Below are 23,258 nucleotides of genomic sequence, written 5' to 3' on the forward strand. Positions count from 1 at the left end.
GGCGACTCCTTCTGGGCCGCCGCCGACCAGATGACCCGCGGGTTCATCATCGGGGCCACCGCCGGGCGCACGACGCTCACCGGCGAGGGCCTGCAGCACGCCGACGGCCACTCGCCGCTGCTGGCCGCGACCAACCCCGCGGTCATCCACTACGACCCGGCCTACGGGTACGAGATCGCCCACATCGTGCGCCGCGGCCTCGAGCACATGTACGGCACGGGCGACGAGGACCACAACGTCATGTACTACGTGACGGTCTACAACGAGCCTTACCAGCAGCCGGCCGAGCCGGAGGGCGTGGACGTCGAGGGCATCCTCAAGGGCATCTACCTGCTCAAGCCCGCCGAGAACGAGGGTCCCCGGGCCCAGCTGCTCGCCTCCGGCGTGGCCGTGCCGTGGGCGCTCGAGGCGCAGAAGCTGCTCGCCGCGGACTGGGGCGTCTCCGCCGACGTGTGGTCGGTGACCTCGTGGGTGGAGCTGCGCCGCGACGGCCTGGCCGCCGAGAAGGAGGCGTTCCTCAATCCCGGCGACGGGACGCGGACCCCGTTCGTGGCCCAGCAGCTGGCCGGGGCCACGGGCCCGGTCGTGGCGGTCTCGGACTTCAGCGCGGACCTGCCGGACAAGATCCGCCAGTTCGTCCCGAACGAGTTCGCGTCCCTGGGCGCCGACAGCTTCGGCTTCTCGGACACCCGCGCCGGCGCCCGCCGGCACTTCAAGATCGACTCCCACTCCATGGTGGTCCGTGCCCTGGAGATGCTCGCCAAGCGAGGCGAGGTCGACTGGCGCGCTCCCGGCGAGGCGATCGAGAAGTACGCGCTGAAGGACGTCACCGCCGGCACCTCCGGCAACGCGGGCGGCGACGCCTGAGCCGAGTCCTCCGTGCAGCACGGCGCCCCGTCCACCCGCGTCCGGGTGGGCGGGGCGCCGTCGTCGTCCCCGGGTCCGGGGGCGGCGATCCGGTGCTCTAAGCTCTGAGGCATGGCCGGACAGGACGGGAACACCACGACGCGCTGGCTGCGCCCCTCGCGCAGACGCTCCACCGACCGGCCCCGTCCCGTCGCCCCGCCCCACCCCAGGACGCTCGAGAACCTGAAGGCGAACCTGGGCGCGATCTCCACGGTCGCGACCCGCCGCCTCGAGACGGACCTCGGCTGGTTCGAGGAGCTGCGCGCCGACGAGCGCTCCGAGCTGGGTCTCGTGGCCCAGCGGGGCATCTCCTCGTTCGTGCGCTGGTACGAGGACCCGGAGGAGCCCCTGTGGGTGCTCACCCAGGTCTTCCGGGGCGCCCCCACGGACCTGACCCGCTCCATCTCCCTCCAGCACGCCCTGCAGCTGCTGCGGATCGTCGTCGACGTCGTCGAGGAGAAGGTCCCGGAGCTCGCCAAGCACCACGACGAGGCCGCGCTGCGGGAGGCCGTGCTGCGCTACTCGCGGGAGATCGCCTTCGCCGCCGCCGACGTCTACGCCCGCGCCGCCGAGAACCGCGGGTCGTGGGACGCCCGGCTGGAGTCCCTCGTGGTCGACGGAATCCTCCGGGGGGAGCACTCCGACTCGCTGCGCTCCCGCGTGGCGGCCCTGGGCTGGGCGTCGACGGGCCCGGTCACCGTGCTCACGGGCTCCGCGCCCGAGGCCGCCGGTCCGTCCACCGTGGCCCGGCTGCGGCGGCTCGCCGGCCGCCACGCGCAGGACTCCCTCGTCTCCATCCAGGGCGACCGGCTCGTGCTCATCCTCGGGGGGCTGTCCGACCGGGACCTCGCCCTCGAGAAGCTGACCGCCGCCTTCGGGCCGGGACCGGTGGCCTACGGCCCGGAGTCCCCCACGGTCTTCTCGGCGGGACGCTCCGCCCGGCTCGCCCACGCCGCCCTGTCCGTGGCGCCGGCCTGGCCCGCGGCGCCCCGTCCCGTGCACTCCGAGGACCTGTGGCCGGAGCGGGCCATGGCCGGGGACGAGAGCGCGCGCACGGCGATGGTCGAGGCGGTGTACCGCCCGCTGACGCGCTCCGCGACCGGGCTCGTGGAGACCCTGTCCGCCTACGTCTCCGTCGGCCACTCCCTCGAGGCGACCGCCCGGGAGCTGTTCGTGCACGCCAACACGGTGCGCTACCGGCTGCGCCGGATCAGCGACCTCACCGGCTGGGACCCCCTGGTCCCCCGCGACGCGTTCGTGCTGCACTGCGCCCTCGTGGCGGGCCGGCTCGCGGACTCGTGCGCCCCCATCGACACGTCCGCCCCCGTCGTGGGGCCGGTCTTGTAGCATCCCTACAAACAGCGCCGCCGGGCTTGGTGGCCTCCGGGCCACCGCCTGGAGCCGCATCCTTGCGAAGCTGTAGCGGTGATCGCGATCGTCTGCCCCGGACAGGGCTCCCAGAAACCCGGCTTCCTCACCGAATGGCTCGCCCTCGACGGCGTCCGCGCCCACCTCGAGGAGCTGGGCGAGGCGGCGGGGCTCGACCTCGTGCACTACGGCACCGAGGCCGACGAGGACACCATCAAGGACACCGCGGTGGCACAGCCCCTCATCGTGGCCGCGGGCCTCGTGGCGGGCCGGCTGCTCGGCGACCGGATCGGTCCGGGCCGAAACGACCTCCTCTTCGCGGGGCACTCGGTCGGTGAGATCACCGCCTCCGCCCTGGCCGGCGCTCTCACGGAGGCCGACGCCATGGCCTTCGTGCGCACGCGGGCCAACGCCATGGCCCGGGCGGCCGCCGCCGTCCCCACCGGCATGAGCGCGGTGCTCGGCGGCAAGGAGGACGAGGTCCTCGCCGCCATCGAGGCCGCGGGTCTGACGCCCGCCAACGCCAACGGGGGCGGGCAGACCGTGGCCGCCGGCACCCTCGAGCAGCTGGCCGCCCTCGCCGAGAACCCGCCGGCCCGCGCCCGGGTCATCCCCCTCAAGGTGGCCGGCGCCTTCCACACCGAGCACATGGCCCCCGCCGTCGAGCCCCTGCGCGAGCTGGTCCCCCGGCTCTCACCGGCGGACCCCGTGCACCCCCTGCTCTCCAACGCCGACGGCGGACCGGTGGCCGGCGGCGCCGCGAACCTCGAGGCGCTCGTGGCCCAGGTCTGCCGGCCCGTGCGCTGGGACCTGTGCACGCGCACGCTCCTGGAGCGCGGCGTCGAGCAGCTGATCGAGCTGCCCCCGGCGGGCACCCTCGCCGGCCTGGCCAAGCGCGGCATGAAGGGCGTCCCGGCCCTCGCCGTGAACTCCGCGGCGGAGCTGGAGCAGGCCAGGAGTATTCTTGACTGACGTCCGCGCGCGCACCGTGTGCGCCGCCCGTCCCGAGGCCGGAGCAGCCGCCCCGCCCCGCCCAGCCGGCCCGTCCGCCCCGCACGGCCGCACGAAGGAGCAACGACCCCTGTGGTGACCCTGAAGCAGCAACAGACCAACGCGCACTCCCGGATCCTCGGCCTCGGCGTCTACCGTCCGGACGTGGTCGTGACCAACGACGACGTCTGCCAGTGGATCGAGTCCTCGGACGAGTGGATCCAGCAGCGCACCGGCATCAAGACCCGGCACCGCGCCGCCGAGAACGTGAGCGTCCTCGACATGTCCGAGCACGCCGCCCGCGAGGCGCTGGCCGCCGCCGGCATCGAGGCCTCGCAGCTCGGGGCCGTCATCGTCTCCACGATCTCCTTCCCCTACCTCACCCCGTCCGCCGCCGCGGCCCTGGCCGACCGCCTGGGTGCCACCCCGGCACCGGCCTTCGACATCTCGGCAGCGTGCGCCGGCTACTGCTACGGCGTCGCCCAGGCCGACGCCCTCGTCCGCTCGGGAGCGGCCGACTACGTGCTGGTCATCGGGGTGGAGAAGCTCTCCGACGTCATCGACAACAGCGAGCGCTCCATCTCCTTCCTGCTCGGCGACGGCGCGGGCGCCGTGGTCATCGGCCCCTCCGACACCCCGGGCATCGGTCCGACCGTGTGGGGCTCCGACGGCTCCAAGTGGGACGCCATCCGGATGACCCACCCGCTCACCGACGTCCGGGCGGTGGAGCAGGGGCGCGAGCGCGCCCAGTCCCCCGATCTCCTCGACCCGGAGACCGGCGAGGTCCGCGAGGACGCCACCCTCTGGCCGACCCTGCGCCAGGACGGCCAGACGGTCTTCCGCTGGGCCTCGTGGGAGGTCGCCAAGCGCGCGCAGGAGGCCATGGACGTGGCCGGGGTGCACCCCGAGGACCTGAGCGCCTTCATCCCCCACCAGGCGAACATGCGGATCATCGATCAGATGGCCAAGACGCTCAAGCTCCCCGAGTCCGTGGTCATCGCCCGGGACATCGCCGACTCCGGCAACACGTCCGCCGCGTCCGTGCCCCTCGCCACGCACCGCCTGCTCACCGAGCACCCGGAGCTGTCCGGGAAGCTGGCCCTGCAGATCGGCTTCGGCGCCGGCCTCGTCTACGGGGCGCAGGTCGTCGTCCTCCCCTGACCTCCACCGGCACGCGGGCCGGGCCCCGGCTCCTGCCCACGTGTCGGTGCCGCCGCGGGGCCCCGCGAGTCGTCGTAGGGTTGAACCGCACACCCGATGTCCCCCGGTCCGGCCCCACGGCCTGACCGGGACAGATGCACCCGGCACCTGCCCGGGGCGCACGTCACCACCGGCTGCTCCGGCAGCCGCAGAGAAAGGAAGCCACCATGGCGAGCAAAGAAGAGATCCTGACCGGCCTGGCCGACATCGTCAACGAGGAGACCGGCCTCGAGACCGAGGCCGTCCAGCTGGACAAGTCCTTCACCGAGGACCTCGACATCGACTCCATCTCGATGATGACCATCGTGGTCAACGCCGAGGAGAAGTTCGACGTCACCATCCCCGACGAAGAGGTCAAGAACCTCAAGACCGTCGAGGACGCCGTCAACTTCATCGACAACGCCCAGGCCTGATCCGGCCGGTCGGTGCGGGGCGCGGCGGACCGCAGGATCCGCCGCGCCCCGCACCGACCCGCGACCGGGCGGGCCGCCCGCCGCATCACCCCAGGACACGAGGAAGTGCAGTCATGACCCGCAAAGTAGTCGTCACCGGTCTCGGTGCCACCACCCCGATCGGTGGCACCGTCCCCGAGCTGTGGCGCAGCGCCACCACGGGCGTCTCCGGTGTCAGAGCCATCGAGCACGACTGGGTGGACACCTACGATCTGGGCGTGCGGATCGCCGCGCCCGTCTCGACCCCCGCCAGCGAGGTGCTGACCCGGGTCGAGGCCAAGCGTCTGGACCCCTCCGGGCAGCTGTCCGTCATCGCCGCCCGTGAGGCGTGGGCCGACGCCGGATTCTCCGGCAACAACGCGGAGGCCTCCGAGGAGGTCGATCCCGACCGCTTCGCCGTGGCCTTCGGCACCGGCATCGGCGGGGTCTGGACCCTGCTGGACGCCTACGACACCCTCCAGAAGCGCGGCGCCCGGCGTGTCATGCCCCTCACGGTGCCGATGCTCATGCCCAACGGCAACGCGGCGGCCGTCGGCATGGACCTCAAGGCCCGTGCCGCGTCCATCACGCCCGTCTCGGCGTGCGCCTCGGGCACGGAGGCCTTCTACCAGGGCATGAACCTCATCCGTTCCGGCAAGGCCGACCTCGTGGTGGTGGGCGGCGCCGAGTCCGCGATCCACCCCGTGACCATCGCGGCCTTCGCCTCGATGCAGGCGCTGTCGAAGCGCAACGACGAGCCCGAGCGCGCCTCCCGCCCCTACGACACCGCCCGGGACGGGTTCGTGATGGGCGAGGGCGCCGGCGCCGTGGTGCTCGAGTCCGAGGAGCACGCGAAGGCCCGCGGCGCGCGGATCTACGCCGAGCTCGCCGGTGCCGGCCTCACCTCGGACGCCTACCACATCACCGCCCCCGACGAGGAGGGCCGCGGGGCGGCCCGCGCCCTCGCCGAGGCCATGGAGACCGGGGATTTCGGGCCGGCCGACGTCAAGCACGTCAACGCCCACGCGACCTCCACGCCCAGGGGCGACGCCCCCGAGGCCGGCGCCCTGCGCCGTGCGTTCGGCTCGGCCGTCGACGACATGTGCGTCTCGGCGACCAAGTCGATGACGGGTCACATCCTGGGCGGCTCGGGCGCCGTGGAGGCCGTCCTCACCGTGCTCGCCGTCCACCACCGCACCGCGCCGTGCACCATCAACCTGGAGAACCAGGACCCGGAGATCACCCTCGACGTCGTCACGGATGCCCGCGACCTCCCGTCCGGCGAGTTCGTGGCCGTGTCCAACTCCTTCGGCTTCGGCGGCCACAACGCGGTCGCCGCGTTCCGCACCGTCTGAGCGCACGCCGTCGGACGCACGCCGTCGGACGCACGAGAGAGGGCCGTCCCGCTGCTCGCGGGACGGCCCTCTCTCATGCTGCGGGCGCCGTTCCCCCGGAGGCGGGGCGGGCCGTGGGTGCTCTCAGCCGACGCGGTGCAGCCAGCGCACCGGGGCGCCCTCCGCCGCGTGCCGGAACGGCTCGAGCTCCTCGTCCCAGGCCTCGCCGAGGGCGAGGGAGAGCTCATTGATGACGAGCAGGGGGTTGCCGGCCGCCGTCTCGTAGGCGTAGCGGATCCGGTCCTCGGAGACCATGATGTTGCCGGCGGCGTCGGTGGTCGCGTGGAAGATCCCGAGGTCGGGGGTGAAGGACCATCGGGCACCGTCGTGGCCGCGGCACGGGTTCTCGGTGACCTCGAACCGGAGACGGCCCATCGTGCGCAGCGCCGAGGCGAGGAGGGCTCCGGTGCCTGCGGGCCCCGACCACTCCAGCTCGGCGCGCACGGAACCGGGCTCGGCGTTCTGCTGGGTCCACTCGAGCTCCGTGCGCTGGCGCGCGACCGACTCCAGCGCCCACTGGATGTGCGGGCACAGGGCTCGCGGAGCCGAGTGCACGTAGAGCACTCCGCGCGTGGTGGGTGAAGACATGACCTGTTCCTCCGTCGTGTAGGTACGTCTTCCCCGACGCCCTGCACGGAAGCGGTCCCACCCGTCGGGTCGCGGCGGGCGTGCCGCACCCGGACGATGCTGTTGTCCGGGCTCGCGTCCCGCCGCCGGGATTCGAGGCCCGCGCGGCGTCCGGTCGCCCGGGTGCCGCACCCGTCGCGCCGGCCGGTTCCGAGCTCGTTGCCGTGTCCGGGACGTCGAGTACAATACGCCACTCATTCAACTGCAAACATTCCACGGGCGTCAACCCGGGACCCCGCGCTGCCCTGCGATCCCGGCCCCGATCGCACGTCAGGCCCGCGGGTGGGCCTGACGGTAGACCGCCCCCAGGCGGTCCACGGAGACGTGCGTGTAGATCTGGGTGGTCGCCACGGAGGCATGCCCGAGCAGCTCCTGCACCGTGCGCAGGTCGGCGCCGCCGTCCACGAGGTGCGTGGCCGCCGAGTGGCGCAGGGCGTGCGGACCCCTCGCGGCGGTGTCCGGGACGGTGCCCAGCTCGCGCTCCACGACCCGCCGGACCTGTCGGGCGTCGATCCGGCCGCCCCGCGAGCCGAGGAAGAGCGCCGGCCCGCTGGCCGCGGCCGCGAGGACGGGCCGACGGGCCAGCCAGAGCTGCAGTGCCTCGTCGGCGGGGCGGCCGAAGGGCACCGTGCGCTGCTTGTCGCCCTTGCCGACCACCGTGAGGACGCGGCGGGAGCGGTCGACGTCGTCGACGTCGGCGCCCGTGAGCTCGCCCACCCGCGCGCCGGTGGCGTAGAGCAGCTCGAGCAGGGCGCGGTCCCGGGCGACGAGCGCGGCGCCCGCCCCACCGGTCCCGGGCGCGGTGGACCGCGCGGCGAGACGGTCGAGCAGCTCCCGCATCCCGTCGGCGGGCACGACGTCCGGGAGGTGGCGCCGGCGCCGGGGTGCGACGAGCCGGAGGCTGGGATCGGCGCCCACGAGTCCCGTGGCGGCGGCCCAGCTGAAGAACCCGCGGACCGATGCCGTCCAGCGGGCCATGGACGAGCGGCCCGCCCCCTCGGCGTGCCGGGCGGCCAGCCACGCCCGGAGCATGTCCAGGTCCACGGCGGCCGGCGCGGCGACCCCGTACCGGGCGTGCAGCCAGGCGAAGAGGGCGCGGAGGTCGCCGGTGTAGGCGTCCACGGTGCGGGGACTGCGGGCCAGCTCGTGCACCAGGTGGTCCGTGTACCGCTCCAGGGCCCGGACCACGGCCGTGGGCAGCGGGGCGGCGTCGGCAGTCATGGGGCGATTCTAGCGACGGCGGCGCCAGCCCTCCCCCGCTCCCTCGGCCAGGCCGCGCTCCTCGAGCCGGCGCAGCCCGCCCAGCACCTCGCGGGCGGACAGTCCCGCGACGCGGGAGAGGTGGTCCGGGCGGCTGCGCACCGTCAGGGGCAGCGCGTCGAGGAGCACGCGGTCCCGCTCCGAGAGTCCGTCGACGACGGAGACCGGGGCGGGCCGCTCGGGCGCCGGCGACGCCCCGAGCGGCTGGACGAGCTCAAGCACCTCGTCGACGTCCGTGACCAGGACGGCGGTGCCCTCCCGCACCAGCCGGTGGCACCCGGCGGAGGTGCCGGCGTGGACGCTGCCGGGCACCGCGCCCACCGGACGGCTGAGCCCGTCCGCGTGGTGGGCGGTGTTCTGCGCCCCCGACCGCCACCGGGCCTCGACCACCACCGTGCCGGCCGAGAGGGCGGCGATGATCCGGTTGCGCTGGAGGAAGCGGTAGCGGCTGGGCGTGCATCCGGGCGCGACCTCGGCCAGCAGCAGCCCGGTGGCCTCGACCTCGCGGAGCAGCTTCTGGTTGCCCGGCGGATAGAGGCGGTCGATCCCGCACGCCATGACCGACACCGTCGCCGGGCGCGCGGTGCCGGTGGCCAGCGCGGCCGAGTGCGCGGCCTGGTCGATGCCGTAGGCGCCGCCGGAGACGACCGTCCAGCCGCGGGCGGCCAGGGCTCCGGCGAGGTCCAGGGCGACCTGCCGGCCGTAGGTCGAGCAGTCCCGGGATCCGACGACGGCGACGGAGCGGGCGGCGGGGAAGCCCAGGAGCCGCCGGTCGCCGCGGCCCCACAGGCCCACTGGCTGGAACAGCTCCAGGTCGGCGAGCGCCTCGGGCCAGTCGGGGTCCTCGGGGATCGCGAACCACGCTCCCGCCCGGGCGGCCACCTGCAGGTCCTCGGAGGGGTCGAGGTCGGTCGCCCGTGGGGCCCAGCGGGCCAGGGCGCGCCGGAGGTCGGCCTGCCGGGGACCGTATCCGGCCTCGGCCGCGGCCCGGACGAACGCCGGGTGCTCCGCGGCGCCGATGGGCGCGTCCCCGTGGCGATCTCGAGCGCGGCGACCGGTCCGAGCGCCGCGAGCAGCAGCATCGCGGTGGCGTCCGTGGGCTCCACGAGCCGGGACATCCCGGCCCGGGACAGGAGCAGCGGGTCGTGGGGGGAGCGCGGAGCGGGCGGGGCGGGGTGCATGGCGGGGCCTTCCTGTCGCGGACGGGTGGACGCGGCGCTCAGGCCGGGACGAGGGAGCGGAAGTACAGCGCGGTGTCGACGTCGTCGGCGACCGGGGCGCCCCGGCCCTCGAGGTCGGCCAGCGTCCAGGCGACCCGGAGCACGCGCTGGTGCCCGCGGGCGGTCAGCGAGCCCCGGTCCATGGCCCGTTCCAGCGGGGCGGTGACCGGGCGCGGGGGACGCAGGGCTCCGTGCAGGAGGCTGCCCCCGAGCTCGGCGTTGGTGCGCAGTCCCAGGCCGTGGAGACGCTCCGCCTGCGCCGCCCGCGCGCGGGCTACGCGCACGGCGATCTGCGCCGTGCTCTCCCCCTGTCCGGCCCCGGCGGCGAGCTCCCCGTAGGAGACCTTCGGCACGGTGATCTGCAGGTCGACCCGGTCCAGCAGCGGACCGCTCAGCTTGCCGAAGTAGCTGCGGCGCACCCGTGGAGTGCACGTGCAGTCGGCTCCGCGCCCCCCGGCCTGACCGCACGGGCAGGGGTTCGCCGCGAGCACGAGCTGAAAGCGGGCCGGATAGACGGCCGAGGCCGCGGACCGGTCGATCACGACCCGGCCGTTCTCGAGCGGCTGGCGCAGCGCGTCGATCACCCCGCGGTCGAACTCGGGGGCCTCGTCCAGGAACAGGACGCCGCGGTGCGCCCGGGAGGCGGCGCCGGGCCGCGGGATGCCGGCCCCGCCCCCGAACAGGGCGGCCGTGGAGGCGGTGTGGTGCGGTGCCTCGAACGGAGGCCGCCGGATGAGGGCGGTGCACCGCCCGGCGGCCCCGTTGAGCGAGTGGATGGCCGTGACCTCCATCGCGGCGTCGTCCTCGAGGTCCGGCAGCAGGCCGGGGAGCCGCTCGGCGAGCATCGTCTTGCCGGATCCCGGCGGGCCGACCATGAGCAGGTGGTGCCCGCCCGCGGCGGCGATCTCCAGGGCCAGGCGGCCGTCGGCCTGCCCTGCGACGTCGGCGAGATCGGGTGCGGCACGCGGCGCGGGGTGCGTCACGACCCCGCCCGTCCCGGCGCCCTCCGGCGCGGCCCCGCCGGGGACGGACCCGGCAGGTGCCGGCCGGCGCAGACCCCCGGGACCGGCTCCTGCGGCGGCGAGAACCTCCGCGAGGCAGGTGAAGCCCTGCACCCGTGCGCCGGGGACCAGGGCCGCCTCCGCCGCGTTGGCCACGGACACGACGATGCGCTCGTGACCGGCGCGCACGGCCGCCATGACCGCCGGCAGGATGCCCCGCACCGGCCGCAGCGCCCCGTCCAGGCCCAGCTCGGCCAGGAAGACGGTCCGCCCGGTCCCGGGCACGTCACCGGCGGCCTGGAGGGCACTCATCACGATGGCGAGGTCGAACAGCGATCCGCGCTTGGGCAGGGTCGCCGGGGTCAGGTTGACGGTGAGCTTGCGCGGGCTCAACGGCATCCCGCTGTTGCGCGCGGCCGCCCGCAGCCGCTCCCTGGCCTCGTTGAGCGCCGCGTCCGGCAGGCCCACGATGGAGAACGCGGGGAGGGTCTGCCCGATGTCCGCCTCGACCTCCACCATCGACCCGTCCAGCCCGACCAGAGCCACCGCCCACGTGCGCGCGAAGCCCATCAGCGCACCTCCGCGGAGCGAGCGGGCGAAACCCGTGGGTGGTGCCCGGGGGCAGAGCACGGAAGGGGATGACGACGGCGCATGGGGACCTCCTGGTCCCTCATGCTGGGCCACCCTCACCCCGGTCCGCGGCCCTGCGCGCCCGGTGGTGGAGAAGCCGCCCGCTCAGGCCAGCTCGGCCCCGCTGGGGAGGGAGGACGAAGGTCCTGGCGTCACGGTGGGCGTCGGCGTCGGCGTGGGCGACACCGTGGGCGTGGGAGTGCCGGTGGCAGGCGTCGGCGTGGGCGCGTCGGTGGAGGCCGACGGCGTCGGCGTCGGGGTGGGTTCCGGGCGCGGAGGCCAGTTCCAGCGCCAGCTGGGGCTCGGGGAGGCCGTCGCGCCGCCCCGATCCGGGCCCTCGCCGTCGTTCCCCGCGGTGCCGGCCGGCGGCTGGGTGGGGACGGGTGTGGGGGTGGGCGTGGGCTCCACGGGCGGGCCGGTGGTGGGCGGCAGGGTGGGCGGCGGTGCTGGCGCGGGCGGCGGTTCGACGACCGGGGCGCAGGCCGCGTTCCAGGCCGCCTGCTGCACCGGGCCGGACGGCTGGGCGGGGTCCGCACAGTCCGGCGAGTACACGGGCTCGGGGGCCGGTGCGGGCTCGGCCGTGGCCGGCGCGGCCGGCACTCGCGGCGGTTCCGCGGCGGGGCGGGCGGGCTCCGGTGCCGGTGCCGGTTCCGCCTCGAGCCGCTCCCGGGGCGCCGGGCTCGGTGCCCCGGCCCGGTACTGGCGCTGCTCCGGTCCGTGCCCCACCGGGGCCGGGTCCTGGGCCCGGTCGTTCGGGTACGGGGACAGCTCGACGTCGTCGAAGCTCCGCGGCAGGTTCTCGAAGTCGCCGATCATGAGCTCTTGGCCCGTGGCACCGACCGGGACGGCGCCGGTGTACCGGTCGATCAGCTCGTGCGTGCGGGTGTCGAGCCGCGCCCCCTCCAGCGGCTCCAGGGGCGAGCCGTCGGCGCCCCAGAAACCGCCCTCCCCGGAGAGGTTGGGGTCCCAGTCCGACAGGACCTCGGCGGCCGGCTCGAACGGGAACTGCCCGCCTTCGTGACTGATCACCTTGAGGTCGTCGATCTGCACGGTGCGGGTGCCCTCGGTGTTGTCGATGTGCAGCTCGACGTAGGTCACCGGCTCCACGTTCAGGTCCCGCCGCAGCTGCTCGACCTCGTCGTCCGGGGCCGGCACGGTGGGCAGGTCGAAGGTGATGACCGCGCCCTCGTCGGTGGTGAGTGCGTAGGGGCCCGGGCGGAGACCGCTGGGAGCGGTCGTCACAGTGCCCGGCTGCGCGATCGCGTCGGGCTCCGAGGCCTTCAGCACCCCGCATCCGCTGGCGGTCAGGGCGACAGCCGCCGCGAGAGCCGCGGCGCGTCGGGGAGCGGCGAACGGTCCCGCAACGACCACAGCACACCTCCGTCGTTCTCCCGATCTTCGACGGTTCAACATTGGCACGTCCGACGAGGCATGTCACGCGGGCCGCGGGCGCGCCGCGTCTCATTGGATCTGCCGCAGGACCTCGATCCCGGGCACTCCGTCGTGTGCGAAAGTAATTGCAACGGCATCGACCCTGACCACCCGGGGGTCGCGGTCGTGGGCCCGCGCCCAGGCGGCCGCCAGGCGGTGCAGACGGACGATCTTCTGCCGCGTAATGGATTCGAGCGGATGCCCGTACCGCAGGCTCGAACGGGTCTTGACCTCGACGACGACCACCCATCCCTCGTGCTCCGCGACGAGGTCGGCCTCTCCCCGGAGACCGTCCCGGGAGGGCCGTGCGCGCCAGTTGCGCTCCAGCACGCGGTACCCCCGAGCCTCGAGGTGGGCGGCCGCCAGCTGCTCGCCGCGCGCGCCGAGCTCCTCGGACACAGGACACCTCCCTGCTCGGCGGCCGTCCCGGCGGCAGCCGGGCGGGTGTCCCATCGTGCGCCGTCACGGCCGCCCGCCGCGGGGTCTGCGGCGCCGTGTGCAGGGCGGATCAGGGTGCCACGGGGCCCTCCGGCACGGGCCCGGCGGCGCCCGGCACCGAGAAGGGGTCCGTGTGGGCGAGCTCCTCCACGTTGACGTCCTTGAAGCTCATGACGTGCACGTGCTTGACGAACCGGGCGGAGCGGTAGACGTCCCACACCCACGCGTCCTTGAGCTCCACGTCGAAGTACAGTCCGTTCTTCGTCTCGACCGGCTCGATCCGGACCGAGTTGGCCAGGTAGAAGCGCCGGTCCGTCTCCACCACGAACTGGAAGAGCCCGGCGACGTCCCGGTACTCGCGGTACAGCTGCAGCTCGAGGTCCGTCTCGAAGTTCTCGAGTTCTTCGGCGCTCATGTCGTCCCGTCTCCGATCGTGCTCGGCCCGGCCGCGGGCGGCGCCTGCGTGAGCCGCCAGCTGAGCCGGTGGTGCGGCGTGGTCCCGTGCTCCTCCAGGGCGCGGCGGTGCCGGACGGCACCGTAGCCCTTGTTGCTGTCCCAACCGTACTGCGGCCACCCGCACGCGAGCTCGCCCATGATCCGGTCCCGCTCCACCTTCGCGAGCACACTGGCCGCGGCGACGGACGCGCACGTCAGGTCCGCGCGGACCCGGGCCACCACCGTCCCGGACCAGTCGGGGCCGGGAGCGGGAACCGGCCCGGCGGCTCCGGCCGGGGAGGAGTCCTGCGGGAGCGAGAGCCAGTCGTGGCCGCCGTCGAGGAGCACGACGTCGGGCGGCGCGCCCTGCTGCGCCGCGGCCGCGACGGCCCGGCGTCCGGCGAGGCGCAGCGCGGCCGTCAGTCCCAGTCCGTCGATCTCCTGCGGCGAGGCATGGCCGACGCCGGCGGCCGCGCACCACGCGAGGATGCGCGGGACGAGCGCTTCGCGCCGGGCGGGGCTGAGCATCTTGCTGTCCCGCAGGCCGGGAACGCCGCGCTCGGTGCCGGGACGCAGGACGACCAGTCCGGCGGTGACCGGTCCGGCGAGGGCCCCGCGGCCCACTTCGTCCATCCCGCCGACGAGGCGCCCGTCCGGCTCCTGCAGTGACCGCTCGACGTCGAGCCCCGGGGCCCGGCCCCGGGGTGGCGCCGGGCGCCGGCCCCGCCGGGGCTCAGGGGCCACCGGTGGACCGGTCGGGGACGTCCGCGAAGACCTCGCTCGGGTTCTGCAGCAGCTGGAACCGGTCGAGCGGCCAGGCGATGACGAACGCGGTGCCCACGACGTCGTCGTGGCTGATGAACGTGCCGTTGTCCGCGATCTCGGCCAGGTGCACCCGGGCGTCGGCGGACGCGTCCCGGTGGTCGCCCAGCACGAAGTAGTGGTTCTCGGGGACCTCGACCTCGAACTCGAGCTCCGAGGGCGCGGACCCGGGGTGGAGGTAGGCGTCCTGCTCCTCGAGGGCCTCGCCGTTGACCGTGACCCGCCCCGAGGCGTCGCAGCACACCACCGTGTCGCCCCCGACCCCGATGACGCGCTTGATGAGGTGCTGGTCCGTCCGGTCGGGCAGCACGCCGACGAAGGCCAGGGCGTCGTAGACGGCGTCCCTGGGCCCGCCCTCGCTGTCGGGCTGCGCGGGCAGCCAGCCCTTGGCGTCCTCGAAGACCAGGATGTCGCCGCGCTCGAGGGGACCGAAGGTGGGCTCGAGCACGTTGACGAAGATGCGGTCGTTGAGCTGGAGGGTGTTTTCCATCGAGCCGGACGGGATGTAGAACCCCCGCACGAGGAGGGTCTTCACGACGAAGGCGATGAGCACGGCCCAGACCAGCACGAGGAGGATCTCCCGGACCGAGCCCCAGAGCGTGTCAGGACGCTGCTTGCGGGAGCGCCCGCCCCGCGGGCCCCGGCCGGCGCGGCGCGAGGACGCAGGGTCCTGCCCGTCCTCGGCGCCGTCGAGGGGTGCGGTGGCGCGCTCGGCGTCGGCGGTGGGTGCTGCCGGGACGGGAACGGCGGCGTCGCCGGGGACGCCGTGGTTCTCCGGGGGCACGCCGTCGCCGGCGGGCTGGGTCCTGTCGGCCACTGCTCTCGTCCTTCCTGGGCGGACGCCGGTGGGCGTCCGGATCCGGATCCGTGCGGATCGCGTCAGAGCTGCCCGGCCCGGTCCCGGGGCCACAGAACAGCAATCGGTTCTCCGATGACCTTATCCGCTCGGACCAGTCCGCCACCGGGCGCGCCGAGCAGACTGCGCGAGTCCACCGACACCGACCGGTGATCGCCCATCAGCCAGAGCCGGCCCTCGGGGACCACCGCGGTGAACTCGACCTCGCTGGGGCGGTCTCCGTCGAGGACGTAGTCCTCGGTGATCTCCTCGCCGTCGACCTCGAGGCGCCCGGAGGGACCGCAGCAGGCGACGGTGTCCCCGGGGGTGCCCACGACCCGCTTGAGGTACACGCTGTCCGAGCCGGTGAGCCCGCTCCACCGGCCGAGGCTCTGCAGGACCTGCGCGGGCCACGGGTCGTCGCCGCGCAGCGGGGCGAAGCTGCCCCGCCCGTCGAAGACCACGAGGTCGCCCCGTTCGAGGCCGGTCTCGTCGACCAGCTTGCCGACGAGCACCCGGTCCCCCGGTTCGACCGTGGGCTGCATCGAGTCCGACCCGATCCAGTAGACGTCCACCACGAAGGCGCGCAGCAGACCGGTGACCAGCACGGCCAGCAGGAGGGCGAGGACGACGGAACGCCAGCCCCGTGCTCGGGGCTGGCGTTCTCGCCGAACGGCGTGGGACCCGGTGGTGCGGGGGTCCCGTGCGCGGGTTCCGGTGGGCACCGAAGCGCGCGCCGTCCTACTTGCCGGACTTGCCGGACCTGACGGCCTTGCCGGACTTCGAGGACTTGGCCGTGGTGTTGTCGCGCTTCTCGCGGATGCGGGCGGCCTTGCCGTGGCGGTCGCGCATGTAGTAGAGCTTCGCGCGGCGGACGTCACCGCGGGTGACGACCTCGATCTTCTCGATGACCGGGGAGTGCACCGGGAAGGTGCGCTCCACGCCCACGCCGAAGGAGACCTTGCGGACGGTGAAGGTCTCGTGCACGCCGGCGCCCTGGCGGCCGAGGACGAAGCCCTTGAAGACCTGGACACGGGAGCGGCTGCCCTCGACGATGTTGACGTGCACGTTGAGGGTGTCGCCCGGGCGGAAGTCGGGGACGTCGCTGCGCAGCGACTTGGCGTCGAGCTGGTCGAGAATGTTCATGGTGACTCTCCTGGTGAACGCCGCAGGTCGCTCACGTGGGTCGGCACGGTTCCGTGGCGGCGGGGCGGTGCCCGGTCCGGGTGCGGAATCCGCAAGACGTGGTGACGGGAGCCCCGTGCGGGGTGCCCGGGTGTCCGGCTGTTGGTCGCTCATCCCCCTGCGGCAGGGGCGTGCCCAGCAGACACACAGCTGAACATTATGCCACAGGTTCCCCGGCGGCGCCGTCCGCGGCGCGCACCACGCGTCCGCCCGAGACGACCCAGCCCGCCTCGGCGAGGGCGGCGCGGTCCGCGCGGTCCAGGCCGGTGGGGTCGAGGGACGCGACGAGGTCGGGGCGGCGGGCGGCGGTGCGCTGCAGCTGCCGGTCGCGCCGCCAGCGCGCGATCCGGCCGTGGTGGCCCGAGAGCAGGACCTCGGGGACCGGCCGGTCCCGCCACAGCGCCGGCTTGGTGTAGACGGGGTACTCCAGCAGCCCGTCCGCGTGGGACTCCTCCACGAGGGACTCGGGGTTGCCGACCACGCCGGGCACGAGCCGCCCGATGGCCTCGACCATGGCCAGCACGGCGACCTCCCCGCCGTTGAGGACGTAGTCCCCGAGGCTCATGGGGCGGACCTCGAAGTGCTCGCGGGACCAGTCGACGACGCGCTCGTCGATTCCCTCGTAGCGCCCGCACGCGAAGACGAGGTGCTCGCGCAGGGCCAGGTCGCGGGCCGTGGCCTGGGTGAAGACCTCACCGGCCGGGGAGGGCACGACCAGCACCGGCCGCTCCCCCGCGCCCCCGGGACCGGCCGCGGGTCCGCCTCCGAGGACGGCGCCGAGCGCCGCGGCCCACGGCTCCGGCTTCATGACCATGCCGGCCCCGCCGCCGTAGGGGGTGTCGTCCACGGTGCGGTGCCGGTCGGTCGTGAACTCGCGCAGGTCCGTCACGGTCAGCTCGAGGAGGCCCTGCTGCCGGGCCTTGCCGATGAGCGAGAGGTCCAGGGCCGAGAGGTACTCGGGGAAGATGCTGACGACGTCGATGCGCATCAGCGCCCGTCCTCCGGCGCCCCGTCCTCGGGCTCCCCGGCGTCAGTCGTCCCGCCGTCGGGATTGTCGCTGTCGGAATTGCCGCCGTCGAGGCCGAGCTCGAGCAGCCCCGGAGGCGGGGTCACCACGACGAAGCCCCCCTCGGGGTCGACGACCGGCACGATCTCCTCGACGAAGGGGAGCACGGCCTCGCGGCGGCCCTCGTCGAGCTCGATCTCCAGCAGGTCCTGGACCGGCAGCGTGCGCAGACCGGTGACCACGCCGATCCGCGGTCCCGTACCGTCCTCGGGGCCGGTGCGCACCTCGAGGTCGACCAGCTCGTGCTCGTACCACTCGTCGGCCTCGGGGTCCTCCTCGAGCGCCTCGGCGTAGAGGCGGGCACCGCGCAGGGTCTCGGCGCCGTTGCGGTCGGGGACCTCCTCGAGGGCCACCACGAGCACGGCTTTGTTCCAGCGCGCCCGGCGCACGGTGACCACGCCCTCGGGGGCGAGGGGGACGGACGGTTCGATCAGCAGCCGGGCGCCGGGGGCGAAGCGCTCCTCCGGGGCGTCGGTGAACAGCTGCACGGTGATCTCCCCCCGGATGCCGTGGGGTTTGCCGACGCGGGCGACCTGGACCTTCATGGAACTCCTGGGAGTCGGCGGCCGGGTGGCCGCGGGACGGGGTGCGGTGGCAGGGGGCGGAAAGCCGACGGTCCCCGCATCCGGTGCGGATGCGGGGACCGTGCGGGCGGCGGAACCGGACGCCGGGGCGCCGGTGGGCGCCTCAGCGGGTGCGGTCGGTGTCGACGACGTCGATCCGGACCGGGCCGTCCTCGGCGAGCGCGCCCACGACGGTGCGCAGCGCCTTGGCCGTGCGGCCCTGGCGGCCGATGACCCGCCCGAGGTCGTCGGGGTGCACCCGGACCTCGAGGGTCTCCGACCGGCGCCCGCTCTTGACACGGACGTCGACGTCATCGGGGCTGTCCACGATCCCGCGGACCAGGTGCTCCAACGCGTCGGCGAGCATGACTACTCGGCCTTCTCGGCGTCAGCCGCGGGGGCGTCGTCGGACTCGGCAGCGGCCGGCTCGGCGGCCTTCTCGCCCTTGGGGGTGATCGCCTCGGGGACGATCACGGAGCCCTTGTCGGGAGCGACGAACTCGGCCTTGGGCTCACGCGTCCGGAGAGTGCCCTCGGCGCCCTCCTCGCCCTTGAACCGCTGCCAGTCGCCGGTCACCTTCAAGATGGCGGCGACGGCCTCGGACGGCTGGGCGCCGACGCCGAGCCAGTACTGGGCCCGGTCCGAGACGACCTCGATGTAGGAGGGGTGCTCGGTCGGGTGGTACTTGCCGATCTCCTCGATGACGCGGCCGTCGCGCTTCTTGCGGGAGTCGACGACGACGACGCGGTAACGGGGATCGCGCATCTTGCCCATGCGCTTGAGACGGATCTTAACAGCCACTGGTGTGGACTCTCCTGGTTCTGGGATGAGGTGAACGCCCTGGTCTCGCTCCCGTGGGGCGGGCCGGTCACAGGGGTTCTTCGGACACGAGAAACGTGCGGCGAGAGGGACCGCACGCATCGAGTACCCGTCCAGTATGCCAGACGTCGTCAAGTCCGCCGGCCCACGGCCCCCTCACTGCTCGAGACGCGCCGCCTCCCGCCACGTGAGGGAGCGTCCGCCCTGGAACACGGCGCGCTGGTAGATCCGTTCCCCGAGGCGCAGCAGCACCCAGGCCGCGGCCAGGGCGGTCGTGAGGGACAGCACGGGCTGCCACCAGGCCACGCCGCCGTCCAGCATCCGGATGGGCATGGCCACCGAGGAGACGACCGGCACGAAGGACGCGGCCGTCAGCCACGCGCCTTCGGCGTAGAGGCCCACGAAGAGGGCGCCGACGAGCACCGTCATGATCGGTCCGGTGCTCGTCTGGAGGTCCTCGGAGCGGGAGGCCAGGGAGCCGAGGACCGCCCAGACGGAGGCCTGCGCGGCGAAGCCCGCCACGAAGAAGGCCACGAACCAGCCGGAGGCGGCGAGGATCCAGCCGACGTCCGCGGCGGCGCCCGTGACGTTGACGCCGACGAGGCCGACCGCGGCGTAGAGGCCGATCTGCGCGAACGCGAGCAGGCAGTTGCCGAGCACCTTGCCGTAGAGCAGCTGCCGGACCGGGACGGCGGTGGCCAGGATCTCCACCACCCGGTTCTGCTTCTCCTCGAGCACGGAGTTGGCGATGGCCATGCCGAAGAGGATGGCGGCCAGGTAGAACAGGAACGCGAAGACGAAGCCCACGACGAGCCGCGCGGGGCCGCGGTCCTGCCCGCCGGACAGCAGCTCGGTGCGGACCTCGGAGCCCGCGGTCAGCTCCTCGGCGGTCGTCCCGGCCGCCCGGGCGCCCGCCGCGAGGGTCTCCTCGGCCACCGCCTGCTCGAGGGCCCGGGCGAGCGCGGGCTCGACGTCGTCCTGGCCGACCACCGTCCAGCCGTCGAGGCCCCGCAGCAGCGCGGCGTCGGCGGTCTCGTCGGCCACCGCCCGGCGGGCCGCGTCCGGGGAGTGGGCGGAGTGCACGGTGAGGGTGTCGTCGCCGCTCTCGGCCAGCGCCTGCGCGGCCCGCGCCGCGACGGGCGCGGCCTCGGGCGCCGCGGTCGCCAGGACGTGGTCCGCGGCCCGGCCGCCGAACAGGGCGGAGGCGGCGATCGAGCCGGCCACGAGGAGCACCGTGACCACGGTGGAGAGCAGGAAGGACCGGTCGCGCAGCTTGACCGAGATCTCGCGGGCCGTGACGATCCACCAGGGACGGGCGGCGGGCGGGCGGGGGCTCATCGGGTGACCTCGCGGTAGACGTCGGACAGGGCGGGCACGATCTCGGTGAACTCCAGGAGCCCGCGGGGAACGGCGGCCTCGAGCAGGCGGCGGCGGGCGTCGTCGTCGTCGAGCTCGAGCACCGCGGCCGGCCCGTCGACGTCGACGACGCGCACGCCCCGCAGGTCCCGCACCCAGCCGGCGTCCTGCTCGCAGCGCAGCCGGTGCCGGCGGGGACCCGTGCGGCGCAGGTCGTCGGCCGCGCCGGCGGCCAGGACCCTGCCGCCGGAGAGCACCACCAGGGAGTCGCAGAGCCGGTCGACGAGGTCGAGCTGGTGGCTCGAGAAGAGCACGGGCACGCCCTGGGCCGTGTGCTCGCGCAGCAGCCCGACCATGGAGTCCACCGCCACGGGGTCCAGGCCGGAGAACGGCTCGTCCAGCACCAGGGCGGCGGGCCCGTGCAGGAGCGCGGCGGCGACCTGCACCCGCTGCTGGTTGCCGAGGGAGAGGGACTCCAGCCTGTCCTTCCCGCGGTCGGCCAGGCCGAAGCGCTCGAGCAGCCGCCCGGCCTCCGCGAGGGCGTCGCGCCGGTCCATGCCGTGGAGCCGGCCGAGGTAGCCGAGCTGCTCGAGCACCGGCTGCTTGGGGTAGAGCCCCCGTTCCTCGGGCATGTACCCGAAGCCGGCGCGGTCCGCCGCGGTGGCGGGCCGGCCGTCCCACAGGACCTCCCCTGAGGAGACGCGCAGCACGCCCATGAGCATCCGCATGGTCGTGGTCTTGCCCGAGCCGTTGGCGCCGACGAAGCCGGTCATCCGGCCGGGCTCGACCCGGAAGGAGACGTCCTCGACCACGGTGCTGCCCCCGAAGGTCCGGCTCAGGCCCCGCGCCTCGAGGACGTGCCCGTCGGGGCGGCGGCGGAAGCGGGTGGTGGTCGCCGCGGGAGTGGTGCTGGTGCTCATGGGCCCGGGATCCTCTCGGGGTGCGTCCTCCCGGTGGGTGCCGGGCGGCTCGTTCCCCAGCCTACGAACGCGGCGGCCCGGAGGTATCCCCACCCGGGCGGAGTGCCGGCGCCACGGCGCCCGCACTCCGCCCGGTGGCCTCCGCCCCGGGGCGGAGCCGGCTCAGTCGACCAGGCCCGCCCGGTGGGCGAAGACGACGGCCTGCACCCGATCCCGGGAGCCCGTCTTCGCGAGGATGTTGGACACGTGGGTCTTGACGGTGGCGGACCCGAGGAACAGCCGCTGGGCGATCTCCGCGTTGGACAGCCCGTCCGAGACCAGCAGCAGCACCTCGTGCTCCCGCTCGGTGAGGGAGTCGAGGACCCGGCGCCGCGCGGGGTCGGGCGGCGCCGGGTCGGCCGGCGCGGGGGCGGGGGCCGGGGGGTCCGTGGTCAGGGCCCGGATGACGCGCAGCGTGGCCTCGGGGGCGAGCAGCGCGTGGCCGCCGGCCACGGCGCGCACGGCCTCCACGAGGTCGTCCGGGTCCGCGTTCTTCAGCAGGAACCCGCTGGCCCCGGCGGCGAGCGCGTCGAAGAGGTAGTCCTCCCGGTCGAACGTGGTGACGATCACGACCTTGGCGCACCCGGTCCCGACGATCCGGCGGGTGGCCTCGATGCCGTCCATGACGGGCATCTGCACGTCGAGCAGGGCGACGTCCACCACGCCGTCGCGGGCGGCGGCGACGGCCTCCGCGCCGTCGGAGGCCTGGGCCACGACCTCGATGTCGTCCTCCACGGACAGGACCATGGCGAAGCCGGAGCGCACGAGGGCGTGGTCGTCGGCGAGCAGGACGCGGATCATGCCTCCGATCCTCGCAGAATCCTGTCCGTGGTGCCGGACGTGACGTCGACGGCGGTGCCCGGGGCGTCCCCCCCGGAGCCGCCGGGGGGCAGGGGGCAGCGGGTGCGGACCCGCCAGCCGGGCCGGCCCGAGCGCGGCCCGATCTCCGCCTCCCCGCCGTGCAGGCGGACGCGCTCGCGCAGCCCCTGGAGGCCGAACCCGGTGCCGGCGGTGCCGCGCCGGGGCGAGCCGTCGTCGAGCACCTCGAGCTCGAACCACGGCCCGTCGGGACCGCGGCCCGTGCGCAGCGTGACGGACGCGGCGGTGGCCGTGGAGTGGCGGATCACGTTGGACAGGGACTCCTGGGCGCACCGGAAGGCGGACAGGCCGAGCGCCGGGGGGATCCTGTCCAGGTCACCCGGGACGGCCTCGACCGTGCGGACGTCCACCGCGAGCCCGTTGTCGGCGTGCCGGCGGGCGAGGGCGGCGATGTCGGCGAGACCGGGGTCCGGCCGGCGCGCGGCGGCCGAGGTGCCCCCGCCGGGGCCCGGGACGCCCTCCTCGCCCTCGGCGCGCAGCACGCCGAGCAGCTGGCGCATCTCCCCCACGGCGGTCCGGCTGGACGCCTCGATGGTGCGCAGGGCGGTGGCGGCGGCGGCGGGGTCACGGTCCAGGACCTTGCGCGCGGCACCGGCCTGGATGCCGATCACGGACACGTGGTGGGCGACGACGTCGTGCAGCTCCCGGGCGATGCGCATCCGCTCGTCGACGACGGCGCGGCGGGCGATCTCCGCGGACTGCTCCCGGATCCGCTGCGCCTGGGCCGCGAGGCGGTGCTGCTGCAGCGCGGCCCGCCAGGACGCGCGCCCGGCGAGCACGGCCCCGCCGAAGTACACGGCGTTCACGAGCAGGGTGAACACTGCGTAGGACGGCAGCTGGGGCAGCGGCCCGTCGACCTCGCCCAGTCCGGTGAGGAAGTCCGCGTAGGCGTTGGTGACGGTGAAGGCGCCGAGCAGCCACAGGCCCATGGTCCCCACGACCACCGACATCGCGACCCACAGGGCCTGGCGGTCGCGCGACCAGGCGACGGCGGCGTAGAGGGCCGCGAAGTAGGCGCCCTGGAAGGGCAGCGTCATGGCGGCCGTGGGGCTCGCGTAGGTCAGGCCCAGGAACAGCGCGGAGGACGCGACCACGACGGGCAGCGGGTAGCGTCGGCGCAGGGCGAGCGGCACCACGATGAGCACGGTGCTGAGGTAGAGGCGCCAGGGCTCGTCCCCCTCTGCGAGCCCCGCGTAGCTGTGCACCAGCACGGACGCCAGGAGCGCGACCAGGAGGAAGCCGAGGGCGGCCAGCACGTCGTTGCGCCGCTGGGCCGCCGTGGGCGCGGGCCGGGACCAGTACGGGTCCTCGGGGTCGTTCAGCCAGGCGGTGACGCGCGCCGCGAGCGGAGCGCCCCGGCCGGTGCCCGCCCCGGCGTCCGGGTCAGTGGTGGGTCGGGTGTGCACGCCCCCACGGTAGCCCGCGGCGGACGGCGCGGAACTC

General features: G+C 74.7%; 26 protein-coding genes. 7 read left to right on the forward strand and 19 right to left on the reverse strand.

Annotated elements, in window-relative coordinates; genetic code table 11:
- The 7 genes from ACFYE3_RS15450 to ACFYE3_RS15480 all read left to right on the forward strand — a co-directional run.
- The coding region (locus ACFYE3_RS15450) for a transketolase-like TK C-terminal-containing protein (protein ID WP_449274658.1) at positions 1-867 on the forward strand (867 nt) is incomplete at its 5' end.
- Between the two features lie 111 nt (positions 868-978).
- Positions 979-2,253 (forward strand): PucR family transcriptional regulator, encoded by a 1,275-nt coding sequence (locus tag ACFYE3_RS15455; RefSeq protein WP_387610580.1) that lies wholly within the window; start codon positions 979-981, stop codon positions 2,251-2,253.
- A gap of 78 nt (positions 2,254-2,331) precedes the next feature.
- Positions 2,332-3,246 (forward strand): ACP S-malonyltransferase, encoded by a 915-nt coding sequence (locus ACFYE3_RS15460; protein WP_387610582.1) that lies wholly within the window; start codon positions 2,332-2,334, stop codon positions 3,244-3,246.
- Positions 3,239-3,364, forward strand: a complete 126-nt coding sequence (locus ACFYE3_RS15465) for a hypothetical protein (RefSeq protein ID WP_387610584.1) — start codon at positions 3,239-3,241, stop codon at positions 3,362-3,364. The genes ACFYE3_RS15460 and ACFYE3_RS15465 overlap by 8 nt, the downstream gene beginning before the upstream one ends.
- Positions 3,358-4,425, forward strand: a complete 1,068-nt coding sequence (locus ACFYE3_RS15470) for a beta-ketoacyl-ACP synthase III (RefSeq protein ID WP_387610585.1) — start codon at positions 3,358-3,360, stop codon at positions 4,423-4,425. The genes ACFYE3_RS15465 and ACFYE3_RS15470 overlap by 7 nt, the downstream gene beginning before the upstream one ends.
- 206 nt (positions 4,426-4,631) lie before the next feature.
- Positions 4,632-4,877, forward strand: a complete 246-nt coding sequence (locus ACFYE3_RS15475; protein ID WP_387610587.1) for an acyl carrier protein — start codon at positions 4,632-4,634, stop codon at positions 4,875-4,877.
- A 113-nt stretch (positions 4,878-4,990) separates the two neighbouring features.
- Positions 4,991-6,250, forward strand: coding sequence for a beta-ketoacyl-[acyl-carrier-protein] synthase family protein (locus tag ACFYE3_RS15480; RefSeq protein ID WP_387610588.1), 1,260 nt, complete (start codon positions 4,991-4,993; stop codon positions 6,248-6,250).
- Between the two features lie 123 nt (positions 6,251-6,373).
- Here ACFYE3_RS15480 and ACFYE3_RS15485 read toward each other — a convergent pair whose 3' ends face one another.
- From ACFYE3_RS15485 to ACFYE3_RS15575, 19 genes are all read right to left on the reverse strand, one after another.
- Positions 6,374-6,877, reverse strand: coding sequence for a DUF3145 domain-containing protein (locus ACFYE3_RS15485; RefSeq protein ID WP_344123215.1), 504 nt, complete (start codon positions 6,875-6,877; stop codon positions 6,374-6,376).
- Between the two features lie 309 nt (positions 6,878-7,186).
- On the reverse strand, positions 7,187-8,137 hold the full coding sequence (locus tag ACFYE3_RS15490) for a tyrosine recombinase XerC (protein WP_387610590.1): 951 nt from the start codon (positions 8,135-8,137) through the stop codon (positions 7,187-7,189).
- A gap of 9 nt (positions 8,138-8,146) precedes the next feature.
- A complete protein-coding gene (gene dprA / locus ACFYE3_RS15495) occupies positions 8,147-9,058 on the reverse strand; it encodes a DNA-processing protein DprA (RefSeq protein WP_387610592.1) in 912 nt (303 codons plus the stop codon).
- Between the two features lie 337 nt (positions 9,059-9,395).
- The gene (locus ACFYE3_RS15500) at positions 9,396-10,967 is read right to left on the reverse strand and encodes a YifB family Mg chelatase-like AAA ATPase (protein ID WP_387610594.1); all 1,572 of its coding nucleotides are present in this window, start codon (positions 10,965-10,967) and stop codon (positions 9,396-9,398) included.
- 165 nt (positions 10,968-11,132) lie between these two features.
- A complete protein-coding gene (locus tag ACFYE3_RS15505; RefSeq protein WP_387610596.1) occupies positions 11,133-12,398 on the reverse strand; it encodes a hypothetical protein in 1,266 nt (421 codons plus the stop codon).
- 90 nt (positions 12,399-12,488) lie between these two features.
- Entirely contained in the window at positions 12,489-12,857 is a 369-nt protein-coding gene (locus ACFYE3_RS15510) for a YraN family protein (protein ID WP_387610598.1), read from the reverse strand.
- 109 nt (positions 12,858-12,966) lie between these two features.
- Entirely contained in the window at positions 12,967-13,311 is a 345-nt protein-coding gene (locus ACFYE3_RS15515; protein ID WP_387610600.1) for a DUF2469 domain-containing protein, read from the reverse strand.
- Positions 13,308-14,075 (reverse strand): ribonuclease HII, encoded by a 768-nt coding sequence (locus tag ACFYE3_RS15520; protein ID WP_387610601.1) that lies wholly within the window; start codon positions 14,073-14,075, stop codon positions 13,308-13,310. The genes ACFYE3_RS15515 and ACFYE3_RS15520 overlap by 4 nt, the downstream gene beginning before the upstream one ends.
- Positions 14,065-14,970 (reverse strand): signal peptidase I, encoded by a 906-nt coding sequence (gene lepB, locus ACFYE3_RS15525; RefSeq protein WP_387610603.1) that lies wholly within the window; start codon positions 14,968-14,970, stop codon positions 14,065-14,067. Before lepB (ACFYE3_RS15525) ends, ACFYE3_RS15520 begins: the two co-directional genes overlap by 11 nt.
- A gap of 62 nt (positions 14,971-15,032) precedes the next feature.
- On the reverse strand, positions 15,033-15,713 hold the full coding sequence (gene lepB, locus ACFYE3_RS15530) for a signal peptidase I (protein ID WP_387610604.1): 681 nt from the start codon (positions 15,711-15,713) through the stop codon (positions 15,033-15,035).
- Positions 15,714-15,729: 16 nt separating this feature from the next.
- Positions 15,730-16,134: a 50S ribosomal protein L19 gene (gene rplS, locus ACFYE3_RS15535; RefSeq protein ID WP_387610606.1), complete on the reverse strand. Its 405-nt coding sequence runs from the start codon at positions 16,132-16,134 to the stop codon at positions 15,730-15,732.
- A 196-nt stretch (positions 16,135-16,330) separates the two neighbouring features.
- The gene (trmD, locus tag ACFYE3_RS15540; RefSeq protein ID WP_387610608.1) at positions 16,331-17,161 is read right to left on the reverse strand and encodes a tRNA (guanosine(37)-N1)-methyltransferase TrmD; all 831 of its coding nucleotides are present in this window, start codon (positions 17,159-17,161) and stop codon (positions 16,331-16,333) included.
- On the reverse strand, positions 17,161-17,784 hold the full coding sequence (gene rimM, locus ACFYE3_RS15545; RefSeq protein WP_387610610.1) for a ribosome maturation factor RimM: 624 nt from the start codon (positions 17,782-17,784) through the stop codon (positions 17,161-17,163). Before rimM ends, trmD begins: the two co-directional genes overlap by 1 nt.
- Before the next feature lie 142 nt (positions 17,785-17,926).
- Positions 17,927-18,169, reverse strand: coding sequence for an RNA-binding protein (locus ACFYE3_RS15550; RefSeq protein WP_017833757.1), 243 nt, complete (start codon positions 18,167-18,169; stop codon positions 17,927-17,929).
- A 2-nt stretch (positions 18,170-18,171) separates the two neighbouring features.
- Entirely contained in the window at positions 18,172-18,603 is a 432-nt protein-coding gene (rpsP, locus tag ACFYE3_RS15555; RefSeq protein WP_368832721.1) for a 30S ribosomal protein S16, read from the reverse strand.
- Between the two features lie 174 nt (positions 18,604-18,777).
- Positions 18,778-19,959 carry an ABC transporter permease gene (locus tag ACFYE3_RS15560; RefSeq protein ID WP_387610612.1) on the reverse strand — a complete coding sequence of 394 codons (1,182 nt, stop codon included), beginning with the start codon at positions 19,957-19,959 and terminating at the stop codon, positions 18,778-18,780.
- Positions 19,956-20,897 (reverse strand): ABC transporter ATP-binding protein, encoded by a 942-nt coding sequence (locus ACFYE3_RS15565; RefSeq protein WP_387610613.1) that lies wholly within the window; start codon positions 20,895-20,897, stop codon positions 19,956-19,958. Before ACFYE3_RS15565 ends, ACFYE3_RS15560 begins: the two co-directional genes overlap by 4 nt.
- Before the next feature lie 162 nt (positions 20,898-21,059).
- The gene (locus ACFYE3_RS15570; protein WP_387610615.1) at positions 21,060-21,737 is read right to left on the reverse strand and encodes a response regulator; all 678 of its coding nucleotides are present in this window, start codon (positions 21,735-21,737) and stop codon (positions 21,060-21,062) included.
- On the reverse strand, positions 21,734-23,221 hold the full coding sequence (locus ACFYE3_RS15575) for a sensor histidine kinase (protein ID WP_387610617.1): 1,488 nt from the start codon (positions 23,219-23,221) through the stop codon (positions 21,734-21,736). Before ACFYE3_RS15575 ends, ACFYE3_RS15570 begins: the two co-directional genes overlap by 4 nt.
- Positions 23,222-23,258: the final 37 nt, after the last annotated feature.

This window comes from Kocuria arenosa, from assembly GCF_042879215.1.
Lineage (GTDB): Bacteria > Actinomycetota > Actinomycetes > Actinomycetales > Micrococcaceae > Kocuria > Kocuria arenosa.